General features: G+C 71.0%; 19 protein-coding genes. 15 read left to right on the forward strand and 4 right to left on the reverse strand.

Going from position 1 to position 21,636, the window contains the following annotated elements:
* Nucleotides 1–117 precede the first annotated feature (117 nt).
* The 3 genes from cobT (at nucleotide 118) to ACFY10_RS02590 (ending at nucleotide 3,787) form a co-directional block, all read left to right on the forward strand.
* Nucleotides 118–1,254: a nicotinate-nucleotide--dimethylbenzimidazole phosphoribosyltransferase gene (gene cobT, locus ACFY10_RS02580; protein ID WP_390663181.1), complete on the forward strand. Its 1,137-nt coding sequence runs from the start codon at nucleotides 118–120 to the stop codon at nucleotides 1,252–1,254.
* 84 nt (nucleotides 1,255–1,338) lie between these two features.
* Nucleotides 1,339–3,075, forward strand: a complete 1,737-nt coding sequence (locus ACFY10_RS02585; protein WP_390663182.1) for a phosphatidylglycerol lysyltransferase domain-containing protein — start codon at nucleotides 1,339–1,341, stop codon at nucleotides 3,073–3,075.
* A gap of 10 nt (nucleotides 3,076–3,085) precedes the next feature.
* The gene (locus ACFY10_RS02590; protein ID WP_390663183.1) at nucleotides 3,086–3,787 is read left to right on the forward strand and encodes a hypothetical protein; all 702 of its coding nucleotides are present in this window, start codon (nucleotides 3,086–3,088) and stop codon (nucleotides 3,785–3,787) included.
* A 185-nt stretch (nucleotides 3,788–3,972) separates the two neighbouring features.
* Here the strand turns inward: ACFY10_RS02590 and ACFY10_RS02595 are convergent, their stop codons facing one another.
* Nucleotides 3,973–4,734, reverse strand: coding sequence for a hypothetical protein (locus ACFY10_RS02595; RefSeq protein WP_390663184.1), 762 nt, complete (start codon nucleotides 4,732–4,734; stop codon nucleotides 3,973–3,975).
* A gap of 60 nt (nucleotides 4,735–4,794) precedes the next feature.
* Between ACFY10_RS02595 and ACFY10_RS02600 the strand changes: the two genes are divergently transcribed.
* Complete coding sequence (locus ACFY10_RS02600) at nucleotides 4,795–5,589, forward strand: adenosylcobinamide-GDP ribazoletransferase (protein ID WP_390663185.1); 795 nt, start codon at nucleotides 4,795–4,797, stop codon at nucleotides 5,587–5,589.
* Between the two features lie 46 nt (nucleotides 5,590–5,635).
* Nucleotides 5,636–6,241, forward strand: coding sequence for an RDD family protein (locus ACFY10_RS02605; protein WP_390663186.1), 606 nt, complete (start codon nucleotides 5,636–5,638; stop codon nucleotides 6,239–6,241).
* Here ACFY10_RS02605 and ACFY10_RS02610 read toward each other — a convergent pair.
* The gene (locus tag ACFY10_RS02610; protein ID WP_390663187.1) at nucleotides 6,201–6,980 is read right to left on the reverse strand and encodes an endo alpha-1,4 polygalactosaminidase; all 780 of its coding nucleotides are present in this window, start codon (nucleotides 6,978–6,980) and stop codon (nucleotides 6,201–6,203) included. The two genes, ACFY10_RS02605 and ACFY10_RS02610, sit on opposite strands and share 41 nt — an antisense overlap.
* Nucleotides 6,981–7,266: 286 nt before the next feature.
* Between ACFY10_RS02610 and ACFY10_RS02615 the strand changes: the two genes are divergently transcribed.
* From ACFY10_RS02615 to sucB, 3 genes are all read left to right on the forward strand, one after another.
* Complete coding sequence (locus ACFY10_RS02615; protein WP_390663188.1) at nucleotides 7,267–8,802, forward strand: leucyl aminopeptidase; 1,536 nt, start codon at nucleotides 7,267–7,269, stop codon at nucleotides 8,800–8,802.
* Nucleotides 8,803–9,054: 252 nt separating this feature from the next.
* The gene (gene lpdA / locus ACFY10_RS02620) at nucleotides 9,055–10,443 is read left to right on the forward strand and encodes a dihydrolipoyl dehydrogenase (protein ID WP_390663189.1); all 1,389 of its coding nucleotides are present in this window, start codon (nucleotides 9,055–9,057) and stop codon (nucleotides 10,441–10,443) included.
* Between the two features lie 60 nt (nucleotides 10,444–10,503).
* Entirely contained in the window at nucleotides 10,504–12,297 is a 1,794-nt protein-coding gene (gene sucB / locus ACFY10_RS02625) for a 2-oxoglutarate dehydrogenase, E2 component, dihydrolipoamide succinyltransferase (RefSeq protein ID WP_390663190.1), read from the forward strand.
* 64 nt (nucleotides 12,298–12,361) lie between these two features.
* Here the strand turns inward: sucB and ACFY10_RS02630 are convergent, their stop codons facing one another.
* Nucleotides 12,362–13,078: a hypothetical protein gene (locus ACFY10_RS02630; RefSeq protein WP_390663191.1), complete on the reverse strand. Its 717-nt coding sequence runs from the start codon at nucleotides 13,076–13,078 to the stop codon at nucleotides 12,362–12,364.
* A 283-nt stretch (nucleotides 13,079–13,361) separates the two neighbouring features.
* On the opposite strand from ACFY10_RS02630, the gene ACFY10_RS02635 reads away from it, so the two are divergent.
* The 6 genes from ACFY10_RS02635 (at nucleotide 13,362) to ACFY10_RS02660 (ending at nucleotide 20,184) form a co-directional block, all read left to right on the forward strand.
* Nucleotides 13,362–13,985 carry a GntR family transcriptional regulator gene (locus tag ACFY10_RS02635; RefSeq protein WP_361256638.1) on the forward strand — a complete coding sequence of 208 codons (624 nt, stop codon included), beginning with the start codon at nucleotides 13,362–13,364 and terminating at the stop codon, nucleotides 13,983–13,985.
* A 269-nt stretch (nucleotides 13,986–14,254) separates the two neighbouring features.
* Nucleotides 14,255–16,957 carry a pyruvate dehydrogenase (acetyl-transferring), homodimeric type gene (aceE, locus tag ACFY10_RS02640; protein ID WP_390663192.1) on the forward strand — a complete coding sequence of 901 codons (2,703 nt, stop codon included), beginning with the start codon at nucleotides 14,255–14,257 and terminating at the stop codon, nucleotides 16,955–16,957.
* Nucleotides 16,958–17,158: 201 nt separating this feature from the next.
* Entirely contained in the window at nucleotides 17,159–17,989 is an 831-nt protein-coding gene (locus tag ACFY10_RS02645; RefSeq protein ID WP_390663193.1) for a hypothetical protein, read from the forward strand.
* Between the two features lie 59 nt (nucleotides 17,990–18,048).
* A complete protein-coding gene (locus tag ACFY10_RS02650; protein WP_390663194.1) occupies nucleotides 18,049–19,041 on the forward strand; it encodes a helix-turn-helix transcriptional regulator in 993 nt (330 codons plus the stop codon).
* Nucleotides 19,042–19,097: 56 nt separating this feature from the next.
* On the forward strand, nucleotides 19,098–19,616 hold the full coding sequence (locus ACFY10_RS02655) for a DUF4240 domain-containing protein (protein ID WP_390664118.1): 519 nt from the start codon (nucleotides 19,098–19,100) through the stop codon (nucleotides 19,614–19,616).
* A 28-nt stretch (nucleotides 19,617–19,644) separates the two neighbouring features.
* Nucleotides 19,645–20,184, forward strand: a complete 540-nt coding sequence (locus tag ACFY10_RS02660) for a carboxymuconolactone decarboxylase family protein (RefSeq protein WP_390663195.1) — start codon at nucleotides 19,645–19,647, stop codon at nucleotides 20,182–20,184.
* 3 nt (nucleotides 20,185–20,187) lie between these two features.
* On the opposite strand, the gene ACFY10_RS02665 is transcribed toward ACFY10_RS02660, so the two are convergent.
* Nucleotides 20,188–20,412 carry a hypothetical protein gene (locus ACFY10_RS02665; RefSeq protein ID WP_390663196.1) on the reverse strand — a complete coding sequence of 75 codons (225 nt, stop codon included), beginning with the start codon at nucleotides 20,410–20,412 and terminating at the stop codon, nucleotides 20,188–20,190.
* A 92-nt stretch (nucleotides 20,413–20,504) separates the two neighbouring features.
* Between ACFY10_RS02665 and ACFY10_RS02670 the strand changes: the two genes are divergently transcribed.
* Entirely contained in the window at nucleotides 20,505–21,632 is a 1,128-nt protein-coding gene (locus ACFY10_RS02670; protein ID WP_390663197.1) for a lipid II:glycine glycyltransferase FemX, read from the forward strand.
* Nucleotides 21,633–21,636 lie beyond the last annotated feature (4 nt).

Here is a 21,636-nt window from a genome sequence, read left to right on the forward strand (position 1 = left end):
GACAATCCGCATCAAAACGGAACGTATGGGATCACTGCCCCGGGAGCAAAGACGTCACGCGCGCGTGGTGACCATGTGGCGCTGTTCCGTTCGACCGGTGCCGGTACTGTTCGGCGAATGAGCTCGCTTAATCTCGACGACTTCACCGATCTGATCGAGCGCCCCGACGGCGGGGTGCGGCGCGACGCCGAGGCGCGCAGGGAGCGTCAGATCGTGCCGCCCGGGGCGCTGGGCCGCCTCGACGACCTGGGTGAGTGGCTGTCGGCGGCACAGTCCGCCGTGCCGGTGCGGCCGATCGAACGGCCCCGGGTGGTGCTCTTCGCCGGTGACCACGGAGTCGCCGAACTGGGCGTCTCGGCAGGGCCCGCGGGCGGTGCCCAGCAGTTGGTGCGGGAGGTCCTGGAGGGCGGCCGTCCGGTGTCGGTGCTGGCCCGGCGGCTCGGCGTGCCGGTGCGGATCGTCGACATGGCGCTGGACTGCGACCCCGAGTCGCTGCCCGACGAGGTCGTACGGCACCGGGTGCGGCGCGGCAGCGGACGTATCGACCGCGAGGACGCGCTGACCGCCGAGGAGGCGGAGGCCGCGTTCCGCGCCGGCGTCGCGGTGGCCGACGAGGAGGCCGACTCCGGTACGGATCTGGTGGTGCTCGGCGATGTGAGCGTGGGCGGGACGACCGCGGCCGGCGTGCTGATCGCCGCACTGTGCGGGACCGACGCCTCCGTCGTCACCGGGCGCGGCGGGCTCGCCATCGACGACCTGGCATGGATGCGCAAGTGCGCGGCGATCCGGGACGCGCTGCGCCGGGCCCGGCCCGTGCTGGGCGACCAGCTGCAGCTGCTGGCCACCGTGGGCGGGGCCGACCTCGCCGCGATCACGGGCTTCCTGCTGCAGAGCGCGGTGCGGAAGATGCCGGTGATCCTGGACGGGGTCGTGACGGCCGCCTGCGCCCTGGTGGGGCAGCGGATCGCGTTCCGGGCGCCGGACTGGTGGCTGGCCGCGCACGACAGCGGGGAGCCGGGGCAGGCGAAGGCGCTGGACCGGATGGCGCTGGAGCCGCTGCTCTCGCACGGGGTGACCGTGGGCGAGGGTGCGGGGGCGCTGCTGGCGCTGCCTCTGGTGCAGGCCGCGGCGGCACTGGCCGCGGAGCTGCCGGAGAAGCCGCAGGTCTCCGAGGTACCTGAGAAGGAGGAACCTGAGGAGGGACCTTCCGAGGAGGCCGACACGGAGGTCGACACCAAGGAGGAGACCGAGTAGGCCTCAGGAGGGGCCTAAAGTCGACAGAACCGCAGACCAAAGATGGATGGGTTCATCAAGGCATCGCCCATATGATCCTCACTCATGGGAGATGCCCGAATTGCCTCGCGGCGAGCCGCCGCATTCGCCGTCTGGTATTTGCGGGCCGTCGCGTTCGTCAATTTCCTCAGTGCCGTCTGGGTCTCTCTGGGGCAGGACGTGCGGCGGCACAACCAGGAGAACTTCTTCACCCCGTATCTGCTGACCGCGGGCTTCGCCTCCGGGGTGTTCACGGCGTTCCTCGCCATCACCATGCGGCGCCGCAAGCGCGCCGCATGGATCCTCAACCTCGCCCTGGCCGGCTCGTTCCTTGCACTGTTCGCCTTTGCGATGGCGTTCCCGGAGATCCGGCAATACGTCCAGAACTGGATCTCGCTCGCCCTCACGGCCCTCTTCGTCGTCGCCCTGCTGGCCGGGCGGCGGGAGTTCTACGCCAAGGGCGACCGCTCGAACCCGAAGCTCGCCGCCGCCGTCGCGGTGGGCGGCACACTGCTCGCCTCGCTGCTGGCCGCGCTGCTGGTGACGGTCACCAACCAGGCGCCGGACGCGGCCAGTTCGACGTTCCTCGAGCGCTGGCGCTACGGCACCCTCCGCCTCGTCTCCGTCGCCGTCGACGAGTCCCGCTTCCCCGGCATCGACGCGCCGAACTGGGTCAACGTCGCCATCAACGTGCTCAGCACGATCCTCGTCCTCGCCGTCTTCTACGCCGCCTTCCGCTCCCGGCGGGCCGTGGACCCGCTCACCGAGGACGACGAGAAGCAGCTGCGGGAGCTGCTGGAGCGGCAGGGCGAGCGGGACTCGCTCGGGTACTTCGCGCTGCGGCGGGAGAAGAGCGTCGTGTGGTCGCCGACCGGCAAGGCGGCCGTCGCGTACCGGGTCGTCGGGGGCGTCTCGCTGGCGTCCGGTGATCCCATCGGCGACCCGGAGGCCTGGCCCGGCGCCATCGAGCCGTGGCTCGCCGAGGCGCGCGCACACGGGTGGATCCCGGCCGTGATGGGGGCGAGCGAGGAGGCGGGGACCGTGTACGCGCGGCACGGCCTGGACGCCCTGGAGCTCGGCGACGAGGCCCTGGTGGAGGTCGCGGACTTCACCCTCGAAGGGCGCGCCATGCGCACCGTGCGGCAGGCCTACAACCGGGTGAAGCGGGCCGGGTACACGGTACGCATCCGGCGGCACGAGGACATCCCGGCCGACGAGATGGCGTATCTGCTGAAGCGGGCGGACGACTGGCGCGACGGGGCCACCGAGCGCGGGTTCAGCATGGCGCTGGGGCGGCTCGGGGACCCGGAGGACGGGCGGTGCGTGATGCTCGAATGCTCCGACGGCAAGGGCGAGTTGAGGGCGCTGCTCTCCTTTGTGCCGTGGGGGCCGCACGGGCTCTCCCTCGACCTCATGCGGCGCGACCGCGACTCCGACAACGGCCTCATGGAGTTCATGGTCATCGAGCTCCTGCGCCGCGCCGGCGAGATCAGGATCACGCAGGTCTCACTCAACTTCGCGATGTTCCGTTCGGTCTTCGAACGTGGCGCGCGCCTTGGCGCCGGGCCGGTGCTGAGGCTGTGGCGCTCGCTGCTGAGCTTCTTCTCGCGCTGGTGGCAGATCGAGTCGCTGTACCGCGCCAACGCCAAGTACCGGCCCATCTGGGAGCCGCGGTTCCTGCTCTTCGAGAAGAGCGCGGACCTGCCGCGCATCGGCATCGCGTCCGCGCGGGCCGAGGGGTTCCTGGAGGCGCCGGGACTGCCGAAGTGGCTGCACCGCAAGCACCTGGAGACGCACAGATGAGGACCGCCGGATGAACAGGCTCGCCCGCTGGGCCCGTGCCGAATGGGGACTCCTGTACGTCACGGTGCGCGAGCCGCTGGTGAAGCGGCGCTGGCGGGCGATCCCGATGACTCTCGGGGCGGTGGTGCTGACGGCGGTCATACAGCTCGTGCAGAACCAGTCGTGGGGCTATCAGTTCGTGCAGAACATCGGGGCCGTGCGCGCCGAGGACCCGCTGTGGCTGTCGCTGCTGCGCACTCCCCTGTCGCTGTTCGTCCCGGCCCTCGACCTCCCGGTCTGGGGCGCGCTCGCGCAGATCCTCTTCGTCTTCGGCATCGCGGAGATCTGCCTCGGCCGGTGGCGCACGCTCGTCATCGCCTACGCCGCCACGCTCGCCGGGACCCTGTACGCCCGCCTGGGCATCTGGCTGGGCTTCGACAACGCGTTCGGGCTGCCCTCCTCGGACGCCCAGGTCGTGGACACCGGCCCGTCGGCGGCGGTGGTGGGCCTCGCGGTGTTCCTCGGGTGGCGTTACGGCGCGTACGTCACGGCGTGCGCGGTGACCGCGGCGATGGCGGTCGAAGTGCTGCTGAAGGGCAACCTGGCAGGCAAGGAGCACATGGCGGCGATCGCGGTGGTGGGGGTGCTGTGCTTCATCTCGGCGCTGCGGCACCGTCACCGGCCGCTGGCGCGGTTCGGCTCGGGGAAGGGATTTCCGCCGGCGAGATCTTGACATTCGCGGCAGGGGCGGCCCAGCGGCATCCGTTGTCGTCTGTTCCGCTGCGGTTCCCCGCGCCCCAAAGGGGCGCGGGGCTGTATCGATGTGCGGCTCCGCCGCGCGGGCGCGACCAGCCACGATGGCGCCGCAGACGATCGACGGCACATCGCCATCGCCGCACAGCCCGCGCCGCGGAAACCTCAGCGGCCAAGGACGCGGTCCGGCGCCGGATCGGGCTTGCCGCCGAGCAGATCCTGAAATCTGCGGCGGGGCCCTGCCCACCGGCGGTCGTGGTGGTAGGCCCGCAGGGTGGCCTTGGCCCGGGCGCGCGGGCGGCGGCGGTAGAAGCGCCTGGCCCAGGGCGAGCCGGGGCGGGCGAGGCGGACCAGGCCGATCAGGCCGATGAACGGGACGATCACGCTGAAGATCGCCATCCGCGCCTTGCCCTTGCTGAGGACGGCCAGCGAGAACAGGAAGTTGACCACGACGGTCGAGATCACGCTGCCCCGGTCGTGCAGCTCCGTCTGGCTCATGTCGTTGACGCCGAACGGCGAGAACCCCGAGAGCACCAGCCCCACCAGGGCCGCCGTGAGGACGACGACCTCGACGCTCTTGCGGCCCTCCTCACTCCAGTACACGTCGTCGAGGTGCAGGATCAGCGCGAACTCGTCGAGGACCAGTCCCGCGCCCATGCCGAACAGGACCGCGAAGACGGCCGAGCCGAACCCGTACCGGCTGCTGGCCACCGCCCCGAAGCCGCCGACAATGGTGAGGACGACGCCGGGCACGACGTGATGGATGTGCAGCCCGCCCGCCTTGACGTTGCCGAAGGGCCCCTTGCCGGCCCGGATGAGACGGGTGACGACCCGGGTGATCAGGAACGTCAGAACAAATGCGGTGAGGGCGAGCAGCAGCGGCAGCTTGCCGGGCTCGATGATGTTGCGCTGCAGCCAATGTCCCATATGCGCACTTTAGCCACGGTCCCCGCACCTGCCCTCCCGACCGCCGGGTAACCTGCGCCGGTGCCCGAACCCTCCAAGACCCCCTGGCCGGACGGCCTTCGCTTCGCCTTCGGCACCCTCACCGTGCTCCCGGTGAAGGTGACCCGCTGGGACCGGGACGCCGCTCGCGGCGGCATGCTCTGCGCCCCGCTCGCCGGGCTGGTCGTCGGCGGGTGCGCGGCCCTGGCCGGCGTGGTGCTGCTGGCGCTGGGCGCGGGTGCGCTGCTCGCCGCCGTCGCCTCCGCCGCCGTACCCGCCGCCCTCACCCGCGGTCTGCACCTGGACGGGCTCGCGGACACCGCGGACGGGCTCGGCAGCGGCAAGCCCGCCGAGGACGCGCTGCGGATCATGAAGCAGTCGGACATCGGGCCGTTCGGGGTGATCACGCTCGTCTTCGTCCTGCTCGCGCAGGTGGCCGCGCTGGCTCAGGCGTACGGCGACTCGTGGGGCCGGGGCGCGCTCGCCGCCGTCGTCTCGGCGACGGCCGCCCGGCTGGCGCTCACCCTGGCCGCGCGGACGGGGGTACCGGCCGCCCGGCCCGAGGGGCTGGGGGCGGCGGTCGCGGGCGTGGTGCCGGTACGAGCGGCGGTGGTCGCGGCGGCCGTGGTGACCGGGGCGGCCGCCGCCGCGGGTGCGCTCGTCGGGACGTACGACGTGATCCGTGCGGCGGCCGCGGTCATCGCTTCCCTCGCCGTCGCCGAACTCCTGCTCCGCCACTGCACGCGCCGCTTCGGCGGGGTCACCGGCGATGTGTTCGGGGGGCTGGCAGAGACGGCTGCGACGGTGTCGCTCGTGGTGTTGTCACTGGGGCAGTAGTCTCTTCCGCCGTACACGGACAAGTGATCGTGATCGGGGGATGTTCGTGCCGAAGCTTCGTCGTGCCGTGGCCTGGTTCATCGACTTCGCGCTGGTGCTGACGCTGGCGTCCCTGCTCGGCGTCCTGACCTTCCACCGGATAGCCGCGCTGGTCACCGACGTCCCCGGCCTCGCCATCCACGGCGGCTTCGACCTGCTGACCTCGCGCGGCAATGTCGTCGGCGCGTCGGAGCAGCTCGGGCTGTCGCTGTGGGACAAGGCGGTCCTCGACGTCGAGGAGGCCTTCGGGGTGCTGATCGTGGCGACGTTCCTCTACCAGTGGGGCTGTCTCGCCCTCGCCGGACGGACCGTCGGCAAGGGGCTGCTCGGGCTCAAGGTCACCCCGAGCGCCCCCCGCCGGACCGCGGTGCGCGCCGCGGTCACCACGGCCGCCGACATCGCCGTCTACGCGGTGGCCTGCATGCTGCTGATCGAGGGCCACTTCGTGCTGTCGGTGCTGGTGTGGGCGGTGGCCGTCGTCGTCTTTCTCCTCAACGCGCTGCCGGTCCTCTCCCCCACCCGCCGCTCCCTCGCCGACCGGCTGGCCGGCACGGCGGTCACCGCACTCGGGGTCAGCACGCCCGGCGCCACACCCCCAGTTCGTACTTTTTGAGCATCGAGCTGAGCTTCAGCCGGCGCGACTGTGCGCAGAAGCGGCTGGTCGGCAGCTCGTACTCGACGTGGAAGACCGCCTTGTCCGCCTTGATGAAGGGCTTCATCGCGGCGCATTCGCCGTACTGGGCGCACTGCTCGTTGACCGCGAAGTCGAAGTCCCGCACCAGTGCCGGGATTTGGTCCAGGTCGTTCTTCAGGCCGACCGCCATGCCCCGGTCGTGGGCCAGCTTCGCGATCAGGCGGTTGTAGCGGAGCTGGTCGGCGGCCTTGAGGGGGAAGCCGGTGCGGTTCTTGTAGCCGTCCATGTTGTCGGGCTCCACCGCGTCGAAGCCCTTCTTGCGGCACATGTCGAAGCGGGCCCCCATCAGGGGCTTCAGGACGTCGGTGCGGCGGATGTCCAGCCAGCGCTCGCCCTTCCAGCCGTTGCCCTTGCCGAGCACCGACCTGGGGAACTTCTTCGCATCGGGGCGCCAGTCCTCCCAGGCGCCGGTGGAGATGTAGCAGATGACCTTGCGGCCCTTGCCGTGCAGGGCGGTGACCGTCGCCTTGGGCTGGTCGAAGCCGTCGATGTCGTAGACCGGCGCATCGACGGAGGTGTCGACGCGGCCGCTGAGCTGCCACTGCCAGGCCACGCCGGGGCGCGGCTGCCAGCGTTCGCCGGACGGCTCGGAGTCGGGCACGGTGCTGCAGCCCGCCAGGAGCAGAAGCAGGGTGAGCAGGAGGGTCGGGCGTCTCAACGTGCGGGCTCCAGGATGTGAGGAAACGTTCCTCACGGATGATCTCCGATGCCGCGGGGCAGCGGTGACGGGGATCGAGAAATGGCCGCAACGCCACCCGCAGGTGAACGGCCGCAGGAATGAGCGAACGCGTACACGCGCGTAGGCTCATCCCGAGTGTTCGCCGTACCGGGGAAGGCCCCGCTGAGACCGCACCCTGAGGCCGGTTCTAGGGTCGGCTGTCGGGCCCGGTCGACCCACACGATCGACCACAGCAACTTCACATTGGAAGCGAGAATTCACCACCGTGACTGCTCTCACTCTCAGCACCGCCGCGGCGCCCGGTCTTCGGGCCGACGCGATCGTGATCGGTGTGGCCAAGGGCGCGAAGGGCCCGGTCGTCGCACCGGGCGCCGAGGCCGTGGACAAGGCCTACGACGGCAGGCTGGCCGGCGTCCTGGAAACTCTCGGTGCCTCCGGCGCCGAGGGCGAGGTGACGAAGCTGCCGTCGCCGTCCGGCTTCAAGGCCCCGCTCGTGGTGGCGGTGGGCCTGGGCGCGGAGCCCGAGAAGGACTCCGGATATGACGGCGAGGCGCTGCGCAAGGCCGCCGGTGCCGCGGCCCGTACCCTCGCCGGCGCCAAGAAGGCCGCCTTCGCACTGCCCGTAGGGGACGCCGCCGACGTCGGCGCGATCGGCGAGGGCGTGCTGCTCGGCGCGTACTCCTTCGACGCCTACAAGGGCACCGCTCCTTCGGAAAACGCCGCCAAGGCCAAGAACGGCAAGGCGCCGCTCGCCGAGGCGTCCCTGCTGGGCGCCAAGCCCCGCGACAAGGAGCACAAGGCCGCCGTCGAGCGCGCCACCGCCGTCGCCGAGGAGCTCAACCGCGCCCGCGACCTGATCAACACCCCGCCGAACGACCTCGACCCGGAGGCGTTCGCCGCCGTCGCGACGGCCGCGGCCAAGGAGCACGGCATCAAGGTACAGGTGCTCGACGTGAAGGCCCTGGAGAAGGGCGGCTACGGCGGCATCCTCGGCGTCGGCGCCGGTTCGGCGGCGGGTCCGCGGCTGGTGAAGCTGTCGTACACCTCCGCCAAGGCGAAGAAGCACCTCGCGCTCGTCGGCAAGGGCATCACTTACGACTCGGGCGGCATCTCGCTCAAGCCGGCGGGCCACAACGAGACGATGAAGTGCGACATGAGCGGTGCGGCGGCGGTCTTCGCCGCCGTGGTCGCCGCCGCGCGCCTCGGCCTCGAGGTCAACGTGACCGGGTGGCTGGCGCTGGCGGAGAACATGCCGTCGGGTTCCGCGACCCGTCCCGGTGACGTGCTGCGCATGTACAGCGGCAAGACGGTCGAGGTCCTCAACACCGACGCCGAGGGCCGCCTGGTTCTTGCCGACGCCCTGTGGGCCGCCTCCCAGGAGAAGCCGGACGCCATCGTGGACGTCGCGACCCTCACCGGCGCGATGATGCTGGCGCTGGGCAGCCGGACGTTCGGGATCATGGCCAACGACGACGCGTTCCGCTCCGCGGTGCACGAGGCCGCCGAGGAGGTCGGCGAGCCGGCCTGGCCGATGCCGCTGCCGGAGCACCTGCGCAAGGGCATGGACTCCCCCACCGCCGACATCGCGAACATGGGTGAGCGGATGGGCGGCGGCCTGGTCGCCGGTCTCTTCCTGCGCGAGTTCGTCGGCGAGGGGATCACCTGGGCGCACCTCGACATCGCGGGGCCGGCCTTCAACGAAGGCGGACCGTTCGGGTACACGCCGAAGGGTGGTACGGGAACGGCCGTGCGGACGCTGGTGCGGCTCGCGGAACTCACGGCCGCGGGCGACCTGGGCTGAGGTCTGCACCGAGTCAGGGGGCTCCGCACGCGGGTAGGGCGGAGCCCCCTTTTCCATGCGCTCTTTCCCGCGCTCAACTGAACGTGGGACGTCTCACACACCGGCCCGGCGTCTCGTTCACCCTCGACAGGTGCGAAGATGGGGCTCGGCAGGACAGGGCCCCCACCACAGGGCCGAAGAAAGAGCGGCCGGACACCAGCCGCCGACCGGTCACGGACGACCGGCGTGGCGCACATGCATGGAGGACGTGACGTGGCGAACGACGCCAGCACCGTTTTCGACCTAGTGATCCTCGGCGGTGGTAGTGGCGGTTACGCCGCGGCCCTGCGCGGGGCGCAGCTGGGCCTGGACGTCGCCCTGATCGAGAAGGACAAGGTCGGCGGTACCTGCCTGCACCGGGGGTGCATCCCCACCAAGGCCCTGCTGCACGCGGGCGAGATCGCCGACCAGGCCCGCGAGAGCGAGCAGTTCGGCGTCAAGGCCACCTTCGAGGGCATCGACGTACCGGCTGTCCACAAGTACAAGGACGGCGTGATCTCCGGCCTGTACAAGGGTCTGCAGGGTCTCATCGCATCCCGCAAGGTGACGTACATCGAGGGTGAGGGCCGTCTCTCCTCCCCCACCTCCGTCGACGTGAACGGCCGGCGCGTCCAGGGCCGCCACGTGCTCCTCGCGACCGGCTCCGTGCCGAAGTCGCTGCCGGGCCTGGAGATCGACGGCAACCGCATCATCTCCTCGGACCACGCCCTCGTCCTGGACCGCGTGCCGAAGTCGGCGATCATCCTCGGCGGCGGCGTCATCGGCGTCGAGTTCGCCTCCGCCTGGAAGTCCTTCGGGTCGGACGTCACCGTCATCGAGGGCCTCAAGCACCTCGTCCCGGTCGAGGACGAGAACTCCTCCAAGCTTCTTGAGCGCGCGTTCCGCAAGCGCGGCATCAAGTTCAACCTGGGCACCTTCTTCTCGAAGGCCGAGTACACCGCCGACGGCGTCAAGGTCACCCTCGCCGACGGCAAGGAGTTCGAGGCCGAGGTGCTGCTGGTCGCGGTCGGCCGCGGCCCGGTCTCGCAGGGTCTCGGTTACGAGGAGCAGGGCGTCGCGATCGACCGCGGCTACGTCCTCGTCGACGAGTACATGCGGACCAACGTCCCGACCATCTCCGCCGTCGGTGACCTGGTCCCGACGCTCCAGCTCGCGCACGTCGGCTTCGCCGAGGGCATCCTGGTGGCGGAGCGTCTGGCCGGTCTGAAGACCGTCCCGATCGACTACGACGGTGTGCCGCGGGTGACGTACTGCCACCCCGAGGTCGCCTCCGTGGGGATCACCGAGGCCAAGGCCAAGGAGATCTACGGTGCGGACAAGGTCGTCGCTCTGAAGTACAACCTCGCGGGCAACGGCAAGAGCAAGATCCTGCAGACCGCGGGCGAGATCAAGCTCGTCCAGGTCAAGGACGGTGCCGTGGTCGGCGTCCACATGGTCGGCGACCGCATGGGCGAGCAGGTCGGCGAGGCCCAGCTGATCTACAACTGGGAAGCGCTGCCCGCCGAGGTCGCCCAGCTCATCCACGCCCACCCGACGCAGAACGAGGCGCTCGGCGAGGCCCACCTGGCCCTGGCCGGCAAGCCGCTGCACTCGCACGACTGACCCTCGGTCGACGCAAGCGACGACTCAGACTTCCGCAATTCGTAAGGAGCAACCGAAACCATGGCGGTTTCCGTAACCCTTCCGGCGCTCGGCGAGAGCGTCACCGAGGGCACTGTCACCCGCTGGCTGAAGGCCGAGGGAGAGCGCGTCGAGGCCGACGAGCCGCTGCTCGAGGTGTCGACCGACAAGGTCGACACCGAGATCCCCTCGCCCGCCGCCGGTGTCCTCGCCTCCATCAAGGTCGCCGAGGACGAGACGGTCGAGGTCGGCGCCGAGCTGGCCGTGATCGACGACGGCACGGGCGCGCCTGCCGCCGCCCCGGCCCCCGCCGCTGCCGAGGCTCCGGCTCCGGCTCCCGTCGCGGAGGCTCCGGCCGCCCCGGCGCCGGTCGCCGAGGCCCCGGCCCCCGCGCCTGCCGCCGCCCCCGCCGCTCCGGCCGGTGCCGCGTCCGGCACGGACGTGGTCCTCCCGGCGCTCGGCGAGTCCGTCACCGAGGGCACCGTCACCCGCTGGCTGAAGTCGGTCGGCGACTCCGTCGAGGCCGACGAGCCGCTGCTCGAGGTCTCCACGGACAAGGTCGACACCGAGATCCCGGCGCCCACCTCCGGTGTGCTGCTGGAGATCACGGTCGCCGAGGACGAGACCGCCGAGGTCGGCGCCAAGCTCGCTGTCATCGGCGCCCCGGGTGCCGCTCCTGCGGCTGCCCCGGCCCCGGCTGCTCCGGCTCCGGCGCCTGTCGCCGCTGCCCCGGCTCCGGCTGCCCCGGCCGCCCCCGTGGCTCCGCCCGCCCCGGCTCCGGCGCCTGCCGCTCCGGCTCCTGCGCCCGCCCCGGTCGCCGCTGCTCCGGCCCCCGCGCCGGTCGCTCCGGCCCCGGTCACCCCGGCTCCGGCTGCTCCGGCTCCCGCCGCGCAGGCCACCGACGAGGGCGCCTACGTCACCCCGCTGGTGCGCAAGCTCGCCGCCGAGAACGGCGTCGACCTGGCCGGCGTCAAGGGCACCGGCGTCGGCGGCCGTATCCGCAAGCAGGACGTCATCGCCGCCGCCGAGGCCTCGAAGGCCGCCGCCGCTGCTCCGGCCCCTGCCGCTGCCGCTCCGGCCGCCGCGAAGAAGGCGCCGACCCTGGAGGCCTCTCCCCTCCGTGGCCAGACCGTCAAGATGCCGCGCATCCGCAAGGTCATCGGCGACAACATGGTCAAGGCGCTGCACGAGCAGGCGCAGCTGTCGTCGGTCGTCGAGGTCGACGTCACGCGTCTGATGAAGCTGCGCGCCCGGGCGAAGGACTCCTTCGCGGCCCGCGAGGGCGTCAAGCTCTCCCCGATGCCGTTCTTCGTCAAGGCCGCGGCCCAGGCGCTGAAGGCGCACGCGCCCATCAACGCCAAGATCAACGAGGCCGAGGGGACCATCACCTACTTCGACACCGAGAACATCGGTATCGCGGTGGACTCCGAGAAGGGCCTGATGACCCCGGTCATCAAGCACGCCGGTGACCTCAACATCGCCGGTATCGCCAAGGCCACGGCCGACCTGGCGGGCAAGGTCCGCGCCAACAAGATCACCCCGGACGAGCTGTCCGGCGCGACCTTCACCATCTCCAACACCGGTTCGCGCGGTGCGCTCTTCGACACGATCATCGTGCCGCCGGGCCAGGTCGCGATCCTCGGCATCGGTGCCACGGTCAAGCGCCCGGCGGTCATCGAGACCGAGGAGGGCACGGTCATCGGCGTCCGCGACATGACCTACCTGACCCTCTCCTACGACCACCGTCTGGTGGACGGCGCCGACGCGGCCCGCTACCTGACCGCGGTCAAGGCGATCCTGGAGGCGGGCGAGTTCGAGGTCGAGCTCGGCCTGTAAGGCTCGTTTCCCGTACGACGGTGCCCCCGTCCGGAATCTCCGGACGGGGGCACCGTCGTATGCGCTACCGGGGCGTCAGCGTGCGGTCGCTCCAGTCCCACAGCGTCTCCACCCACACGTTGGGGATGTCCAGATGCGGCGCGTACGTCAGGTCCCGCGTCCGGTAGGCGTGCAGGACGTCGTACGTGGCGTCGAGGCAGTCCCGGGAGGTCAGTTCGCCGGTCTTCCGGTCGAAGCCGACGAGGAAGCCGCGGCTCTCGACGGTGCGGATCATCGCCCAGGCGTTGTTCACGTCGCTGGTCGAGGAGGAGACGCAGCGGTAACGGCTGTAAGGGTGCGTGGACTTGCCCGGGTAGTGGGTGTCGTGTGACATATCACTGAGCATGCGGGCGTACGAGCCCTGCGCATGCCAGGCGCCGATGTAGCCGCCCGGCGGCGTGTACAGCTTGTTCGTCGGGTTCTCGACGGCGCCGTAGACCCACCGGTTCGTGCCGGTGACCCGGAAGCCCCAGCCGACGTGCCCGAACTTCTGTGCCCCGTCCGGCTTGACGAAGACGCAGGCCCCGCCGGGTCCGGCGGGCTGCTTAGCGGACGCGAGCGAACCCGCCATGCCCTGGATCTCCGTACCGCTGCTCCCGGACGGCCCGCCGGCCGCCGCCTTGCTGGGCGCGTCCGATGCCGCCGTGGGCATCTGCCGGCACCCCGTCACACCTATGACCGCGACCGCGGCCGCCGCCGCGACCGTCCAGCCGAGCCTGCCGCGCCGTACCCCTGTGTTCATACCGTCGTCCCCCTGATGGTGCAGGGGCGCCCCGCTCGGGTACCCCTTGCCGACCGCGACGGCATGGGCGGCTCGGGGGTTCTCGCCGTGACACGGCGGTGACGACTCCGCGGCGGGTCCGGTACGGGTCTTTACAGGCGGCGGTGGTCTGCGGGGCGTGTAAGTCTCGTCTCACCTGCATGAAAGCGCCCCCGTGCGCCCCTCCCCAAGGCGCCTGCGGCCTTATTGTCTAAACGTCAAACGCCCCAGGGGCCGATGGGCGGCCCCTCCCTAAGGAGCCCTCATGACCGCGCCCGTCGTCCACTCGCTGCGCGAACAGATCCGCGAGCACATCGTGGAGGGGATCGTCAGCGGGCGCTGGAAGCCGGGCGAGCGGATCGTGGAGCGACGGATCGCGACCGAGCTGGAGGTCAGCCAGACGCCGGTGCGGGAGGCGCTGCGCGAGCTGGAGTCGCTGCGGCTGATCGAGTCGGCGCCGAACAAGGGCGTACGGGTACGGAACCTGACGGCGGCCGACCTGGAGGAGAGCTACCCGGTCCGGGCCGGCCTGGAGGCGATCGCGGCGGAGCTGGCGGCCGAGAGGCTGGCAGAGGACTGCTCGGCGCTGGAGCCGCACGTCGTCGCCCTGTACGAGGCCGACCGCAACGCCGACGGCACGGGCCAGGTGCGGCACACGGTCGCCTTCCACCGCGAACTGGTCCGCGCGGCGGGCAACTCCGTACTGCTGCACACCTGGGAGGGCCTGGGCATCGAGGTGTTCACGGCACTGTCGATCCGCTGGCTGGGGACGGTTCAGCAGTCGTACGCGGAGGAGCACGAGGAGCTCGTTCAGGCGTTCCGGCGCCGGGACCCTCGTATCGCCGAGTTGGTGAAGGCGCACGTGCTGGGCTGCGCGCCGCGCGCCTGAGCCCTGAGCGAGGAGGCGCTCAAACGTGCCTCCGACCTGCGAAAACCTTCGAAAATCACGGCACCCGGTGCCTGCCCGAAAGGCACCCCGTGCCTACTTTCTCGCGATCAAGATATTTTGCCCGCAACCCTTTGATCGATCATCGATCAGGGAGTTAGAGTCGCCGACGGGCCTTCACAAGGGCCCTCGCCCTGTCCTGCCAAAGACAAAGGGCACCCCCGATCCCCTTACCGATGAGGGAACCCCCTTCGACTGAGGAAGGCGGCGACATGACCGACCCCAACGCCATCCAGCCGAGCGAGCTCGACCAGCTCCCGGACCGGGACCCCGAGGAGACCGCCGAATGGCAGGCCTCCCTGGACGCGGTCGCCAAGGCGGCGGGCCCGCACCGTGCCGCGTATCTGATGCGCCGCACGCTGGAGCGCGCGGAGGGCAACGGCATCGCGCTGCCCAAGCTGCTCGAGACCGACTACGTCAACACCATCCCCACCGCCGCCGAGCCGGGTGTGCCCGGTGACGAGGAGATGGAGCGCCGTATCACCGCGTGGAACCGCTGGAACGCGGCCGCGATGGTGTCCCGGGGCAGCAAATACGGCGTCGGCGGCCACATCGCCACCTTCGCCTCCGCGGCCTGGCTGTACGAGACCGGCTTCAACCACTTCTTCAAGGGCAAGGAGGCCGACGGCTCGGGCGACCAGCTCTATATCCAGGGCCACGCCTCCCCCGGCATCTACGCCCGCGCCTTCCTGGACGGCCGCCTGACCGAGGCCCACCTCGACAACTTCCGCCAGGAAGCGGGCGGGAGCGGTCTCCCGTCGTACCCGCACCCGCGGCGCCTGCCCTGGCTCTGGGAGTTCCCGACCGTCTCCATGGGCCTCGGCCCGCTGTCGGCGATCTACCAGGCCCGCTTCAACCGCTACCTCACCAACCGCGGCATCAAGGACGTCTCCTCGTCCCACGTGTGGGCGTTCCTCGGCGACGGCGAGATGGACGAGCCGGAGTCGACGGCGGCACTCGCACTCGCGAGCCGCGAGGGCCTGGACAATCTCACCTTCGTCATCAACTGCAACCTGCAGCGCCTCGACGGCCCGGTCCGCGCGAACTTCAAGATCGTGCAGGAGCTGGAGGCCCAGTTCCGCGGCGCCGGCTGGAACGTCGTGAAGTCGCTGTGGGGCTCCGCCTGGGACGAGCTGTTCCAGCTCGACACCACGGGCGCGCTCGTACGCCGCCTGCGTGAGGTACCCGACGCCCAGGTGCAGACGTACCAGACGCGCGACGCGGCCTATATCCGCGAGGACTTCTTCGGCAAGGACCCGGCGCTCGTCGAGATGGCGAAGCTGCTGAGCGACGACAAGATCCTCGAGTGCTTCCACCTCTCGCGCGGTGGCCACGAGGCCCGCAAGGTCTACGCCGCCTACAAGGCCGCGCTCGACCACAAGGGCGCCCCGACCGTCATCCTGGCCCAGACCGTCAAGGGCTTCACCCTCGGTGAGGGCTTCGCGTCGAAGAACGCCAACCACCAGATGAAGAAGCTGACGGTGGACGAGTTCAAGAAGATGCGTGACCTTCTTGAACTGCCCATCTCCGACAGCCAGTTCGTCGACGGCCAGGTGCCCTACGGCCACCCCGGCGCCGACTCCCCCGAGGTCCGCTACCTCCAGGAGCGCCGCGCGGCTCTCGGCGGCCCCGCCCCGGCCCGCCGTACGCACGCGCTCGCGCCGCTGCCCGCCCCCGCCGAGAAGGCCTTCGCCTCCTTCGACAAGGGCTCCGGCTCCCAGAACGTGGCGACGACGATGGCCTTCGTCCGCCTCATCAAGGACCTGGTCCGCGACAAGGAGACCGGCAAGCGCTGGGTGCCGATCGTCCCGGACGAGGCACGCACCTTCGGCATGGAGTCGCTGTTCCCGTCCCTCGGGATCTACTCCCCCAAGGGCCAGACGTACGAGCCGGTCGACCGCGACCAGCTGATGTACTACAAGGAGGCCAAGAACGGCCAGATCCTCAACGAGGGGATCACCGAGGCCGGTTCGATGGCCGACTTCATCGCCGCGTCCACCGCGTACTCCACGCACGGCGAAGCGATGATCCCGTTCTACATCTTCTACTCGATGTTCGGCTGGCAGCGCACGGCCGACCAGATGTGGCAGCTCGGCGACCAGCTCGGCCGCGGCTTCCTCGTCGGCGCCACGGCCGGCCGTACCACGCTGACGGGCGAGGGCCTGCAGCACGCCGACGGCCACTCGCCGGTGATCGCCGCGACCAACCCGGCGGCGCTGACGTACGACCCGGCGTTCGCATACGAGGTGGCGACGATCGTCAAGGACGGTCTGCGCCGGATGTACGGCGAGTCGGCGCCGGGCGAGGACCCGAACGTCTTCTACTACCTCACCGTCTACAACGAGCCGCTCCCGCAGCCCGCGAAGCCGGCCGGCCTGGGCATCGACGAGGGCATCGTCAAGGGCCTGTACCGCTTCAACACGGCGGAGTCGGCGGGCCTTTCACCGGTGGCCAACGCGCCGCGGATCCAGCTGCTGGGCTCCGGCACGGCGATCCACTGGGTGCTCGAGGCGCAGAAGCTGCTCGCCGAGGAGTGGGGCGTGGCCGCGGATGTCTGGTCGGCGACCTCCTGGACGGAGCTGCGCCGTGACGCCCTGGAGGCCGACGCGGCCCTGCTGCGCGGCGAGGAGCGTGTCCCGTACGTCCGTCAGGCGCTGCACGGCGCCGAGGGCCCGGTCCTCGCGGTCTCCGACTACATGCGCCAGGTCCCGGACCAGATCGCGCAGTGGGTCGAGCAGGACTACTCCTCGCTCGGTGCCGACGGCTTCGGTCTGTCGGACACCCGTGAGGCGGCCCGCCGCCACTTCGGCGTCGACGCCCAGTCGATCGTCGTCGCGACCCTGGCCCAGCTCGCCAGGCGCGGCGAGGTCAAGGCGACGGCGGTGAAGGAAGCGCGGGAGAAGTACGGGCTGTAAGCAAGCCGTTGCGGCGGGCAGGAGGGCGCACACGCCTTCCTGCCCGCCGTTTGCGTTTTTCGGCCAGTTGCCCCTGGTCCTGCCGACGCGTCCGGGTTGGACGGTCTGGTCGACATGTTCCGCCTCCAGTACCTTGTGCTGATTCCTGAGGAAAAGGTGGTGGGGGCCTTGACCGAAGAGCAGCCGCATACGCCCCGGGTGATGACCCGGTTGCAGCTGGACAACGCGGCCCGGCATGTCCTGAGGACGGCCAGGGAGGCGCAGGCGATGGTGCGGGGTGAGTACGGGACAGAGGACATCGAGGGGATCCTCGCCGAGTTGCTCCTGGACTTCGCGGCGCTGACGGGCCGCCCCGACCTGCGCCGGCCCGCCGTCCGGACGCCCGACCAGGCGGAGGAACTGATCCGGCTCGCGATGGAGGCGGCTGTCTTCGTCCGGGCACACAACTGGCACGCGTCCGACCTGCAGGCGATCCTGCACGAGGCGGGGGCACCACAGGAGGGGCCCCGTGCCGGTGAACGCCTCGTGGAGGAGTTCCTGGACGGCCTGGGCACGCTCACACTGGCCAGGTCCGACGACGGCGCCAACTGGGAGTTCCGGTTGCTCAAGGAGGCGGCAGCCGGGGACGAAAGCCTGACGACGGCCGTGAAAGTGGCGCGCTACCTCCTGGACCCGTCGTTTCTGATGCTCTTCGGGGACACCACGGAGCTGCTCGGGGAAGCCGTCTACACGACGAACGTCAAGCGATTCACCGAGTGCGTGGCCGGCATCGAGGCGCTCACCAGCCCATCGGAATCCGATGTGCTGCGGGAGCTCGGTCTGGAGACTGAGGAGCCGGATGATGCCGCCTCCGTCGAAGACCGCGGCCTGACTGCACACCCACGCCCGCGCCGTACCCGAAGGCGGGTGGTGAACGGACTGCCGGACGAGCAGAAGCCGGACGTCCCTCGCCCGAAACCGGAAGCCCCTGGCCCGGACTCGCCCGGAGAGCTTCGCAGACGGCCGGACGAAGGGCTGTCGCTGGATCTGTAGGCGCCGCCGGGCGTCGCCCTCGGCCCTGCTCTGTCAGTGGCCCCCTGCATCATGTCGGTATGCGCGCTGCCCGCCTCATCAAGATGGTGCTGCTCCTCCAGGGCCGGCCCTCCATGACCGCCGCCGAGCTGGCGCGCGAGTTGGAGGTGTCCGAGCGGACGGTGACGCGGGATGCGCAGGCGCTGTCGGAGGCCGGGGTTCCGGTGTACGCGGACCGCGGCCGGGCAGGCGGTTACCGGCTCATCGGCGGGTATCGCACCCGGCTGACCGGGCTGGCGCGCAGTGAGGCCGAGGCGCTGTTCCTGTCCGGTGTGCCGGGGGCGCTGCGGGAGATGGGGCTGGAGGACGCGGCCTCCGCGGCCCGGCTGAAGGTGTCGGCGGCTCTCCTGCCCTCCCTGCAGGACGCCTCCCGTACGGCAGCGCAGCGCTTCCACCTGGACGCGCCGAACTGGTTCACGGAGCCGAAGGCACCCGCGCTGCTGCCCGCCTTCGCGGACGCGGTGTGGGACGACCGGCGGGTCACGGCCCGCTACCGCAGGGGGGACGGCGAGGTCGAGCGGGAGCTGGAGCCGTACGGGCTCGTGCTCAAGGCCGGGGTCTGGTACCTGTGCGCGCGGGTCGCCGAACCGGACCGTGGGTCGTACCGCGTCTACCGCATCGACCGGTTCACGGCGGTGGACGTCTGGGCGGAGCGCTTCTCACGGGACGAGGAGTTCGGCCTTCCCGCCTTCTGGGAGGAGCAGGCCGAGCAGTTCGCGCGGTCGATCCTGCGGGCCGAGGTGGTCGTACGGCTGTCGGCGGACGGCGTCCGAGGGCTTCCGTACGCCGTCGATCCGGCTTCCGCACGGGAGGCATTGGCGGCCGCGGGGTCCCCGGACGAGGACGGATGGCTGACGGTGACGCTCCCCGTGGAGTCCGAGCAGGTCGCCCACGGGCAGCTCACGGGGCTCGGCCCGGAGGTGGAGGTGCTGGCGCCGGAGAGCCTGCGCAGGCGTTTCGCGGACGATGCGGCACGGCTGGCCGCGTTGTACGACCGGCTGAACGGGACATAACAATCCGCCGCACTCCACGTGCGCCCCACCCGCCCAGGGCCGATGCTGGACCCGTGATGGAAGAGTCGGAGTTCTGGGAGCTGGTGGACGCCGCCCGCGAGGCCGCCGAGGGCGACCCCGAGGAGCAGGCGGACCTGCTCGTGGAGCGGCTTCTGGAGCTCGACCCGGAGACGGTCCTGGACTTCTCCCGTCACTTCGAGTCCCGCTACAACCGGGCGTACAGCTGGGATCTGTGGGGTGCCGCCTGGGTCCTGCTCGACGGGGCGAGCGACGACGCCTTCGACTTCTTCCGGTGCTGGCTGATCGGGCAGGGGCGGGAGGTCTACGAGGGAGCCGTGCACCACCCGGACTCCATGGCCGACCTCCTGGACGACTTCGACGAGGAGATCGACGGGGACGGGGAGGAACTGGGCTACGCGGCGGACGAGGCCTACGAGCAGCTCACCGGGACCGTCGCCCCCGACCTGGGCATCCCGGCCGCGGCCTCCGAGCCGGAGGGCACACCGATCGACTTCGAGAACGAGCGGGTGCTGGCGGAGCGCTACCCCAAGCTGTGGGAGCGGTTCCGGGAGTGACGTTCACATCCGTGCAATGAGGGGGACCATGGCTCGAATCCCGTACCCGGAGCGGCCGTCCGACGCCGTCGCCCGGCTGCCCGTGCCGCTCAACGCCTTCCGCATGCTCTCGCACGCGCCGCCGCTGACCGGCCCGACGATCGAGCTGGGCCTGGCCGTGCTGCGTGAGTCGACCCTTCCGGTCCGGTTGCGCGAGCTGGTCGTGATGGCGGTCGCGACCGGTACGCAGTGCGAGTACGAGTCCGTCCAGCACCACCCGATCGCCCTGGACGCGGGGGCGACGCCCGCCCAACTGGCGGCGATCGCCGAACGGCGCACCGCCGGGCGGGAGTTCGACGACCCGGAGTCGGCGGCGGTGACCGCGGCGTTCGAGCTCGCGTCCCGGCACACCCTGTCCGAGGGCACGCTGGCGGCTCTCCGCGCCTGCTTCACCGACCGGCAGGTGATCGAGATCGTCACCACGACCGGCTACTACGTCATGCTGGCGGGCCTCATGAACGGACTCGGCGTGGATGTCGACCCGTCCGGTGAGCAGTTCCTGGGACTCGTCAACGGCGATCCCGACTGAGGATCAGGCCGTCCGCCGGCGCCCGGTGTCCGACGGGATGTACGCCTGCGCCTGGTCGGCCTTCACCGCGTGGTACATCGGCGCGGCGTTGGCCTGGTCGAGCGCGGACGCAGTGACGGCGGCCGGGCCCAGGACGACGGCTGCGGCCGCGCAGAGCGCCGCCCAGGGACCGCGGGCGGTCCGGGGCCGGCCCTCGGTCTTGTGCGTGGTGCTGTCGTGACTGTTCACTTCTTCCCCACCTCCAGTCAGTGCGTGTGCATGACGATAGGGAGAGCGCCTCAGGAAGATCCGTGAGGCGGCTGAGAGAAACCTGTGAGGCCATGACCAGCCCGTACGTAAGGGAGATCACGCGCGAGGAACACCTTGCCCACCTGCGGCAGTACCCCGACGCGAGCCACCTGCAGATCCCCGAGTGGGGCGATGTGAAGCCCGACTGGCAGGCGGAGAGCGTCGGTTGGTTCGAGGGCAGAGCGATGGTCGCGGCGGCCCTCGTGCTGTACCGGCCGCTGCCCGGCACCCGGCGCTGCCTCGCCTACGTCCCCGACGGGCCCGCGGTCGACTGGCACAACCCTCGCCTGGAACGCCTGCTGGACCCGCTCGTCGCCCACGTCGAGGAGCGCGGGGCGTTCTCGCTCCGGATCGGACCGCCCCTCGTCGTGCGCCACTGGGAGGCGGCCGGAGTGGCGGCGGGCATCGCCGACCCCGACGTACGCCATCTGCACGATCTGCCGGCGGACGGCCTCGACGGGTACGCGCTGGACGTCGCGGAGCGGCTGGGGCGGCTCGGGTGGCGGCGGTGCGAGGAGGACGAGGGCAGCGGCTTCGGGCTGGGCCAGCCGCGCTACGGCTGCCACATACCGCTCGCAGGACGCTCGGTGGACGATCTGCGCGGGGCGCTGGCACCGCACTGGGAGCAGTCGCTGCGTACGTCCGAGCTGGCGGGCGTGCGCGTCGGCTGGGGTGCGGCCGCCGACCTGCCCGAGTTCCACCGCCTGTACACCGCGACGGCCGCCCGCGACGGCTTCAAGTCCCGCCCGCTGGACTACTTCCGGCGCATGTGGAAGGCGCTGAACGCCGAGGACGACGACCGGCTGCGGCTGTATCTCGCCGAGTACGACGGCGAGGTGCTCTCCGCGGCGCTCATGATCAACGTCGGCTCCCGCGCCTGGCACTCGTACGCCGCGTCCGGCCGCCGGGGGCGCGAACTGCGGCCCAGCAGCGCGCTGTTGTGGCGGATGCTGTGCGACGCGCGGGCGGCGGGGGCCGAGACGTACGACCTGCGCTCAGTCACCCCGGTCCTGACCGAGGACCGTCTGCTGAACCGGCTCCGTTTCAAGACGGGCGCGGGCGGCCGGGCGGTGGAGTACCTCGGGGAGTGGAAGCTGCCGGTGGGCAGCCAGGGCAAGGTGCTGCAGCGGGCGTTGGGGGCGTATCTCGGGCGCAGGTGAGGAC

Origin of the sequence: Streptomyces sp. NPDC001401, assembly GCF_042895385.1 — a bacterium.
Lineage (GTDB): Bacteria > Actinomycetota > Actinomycetes > Streptomycetales > Streptomycetaceae > Streptomyces.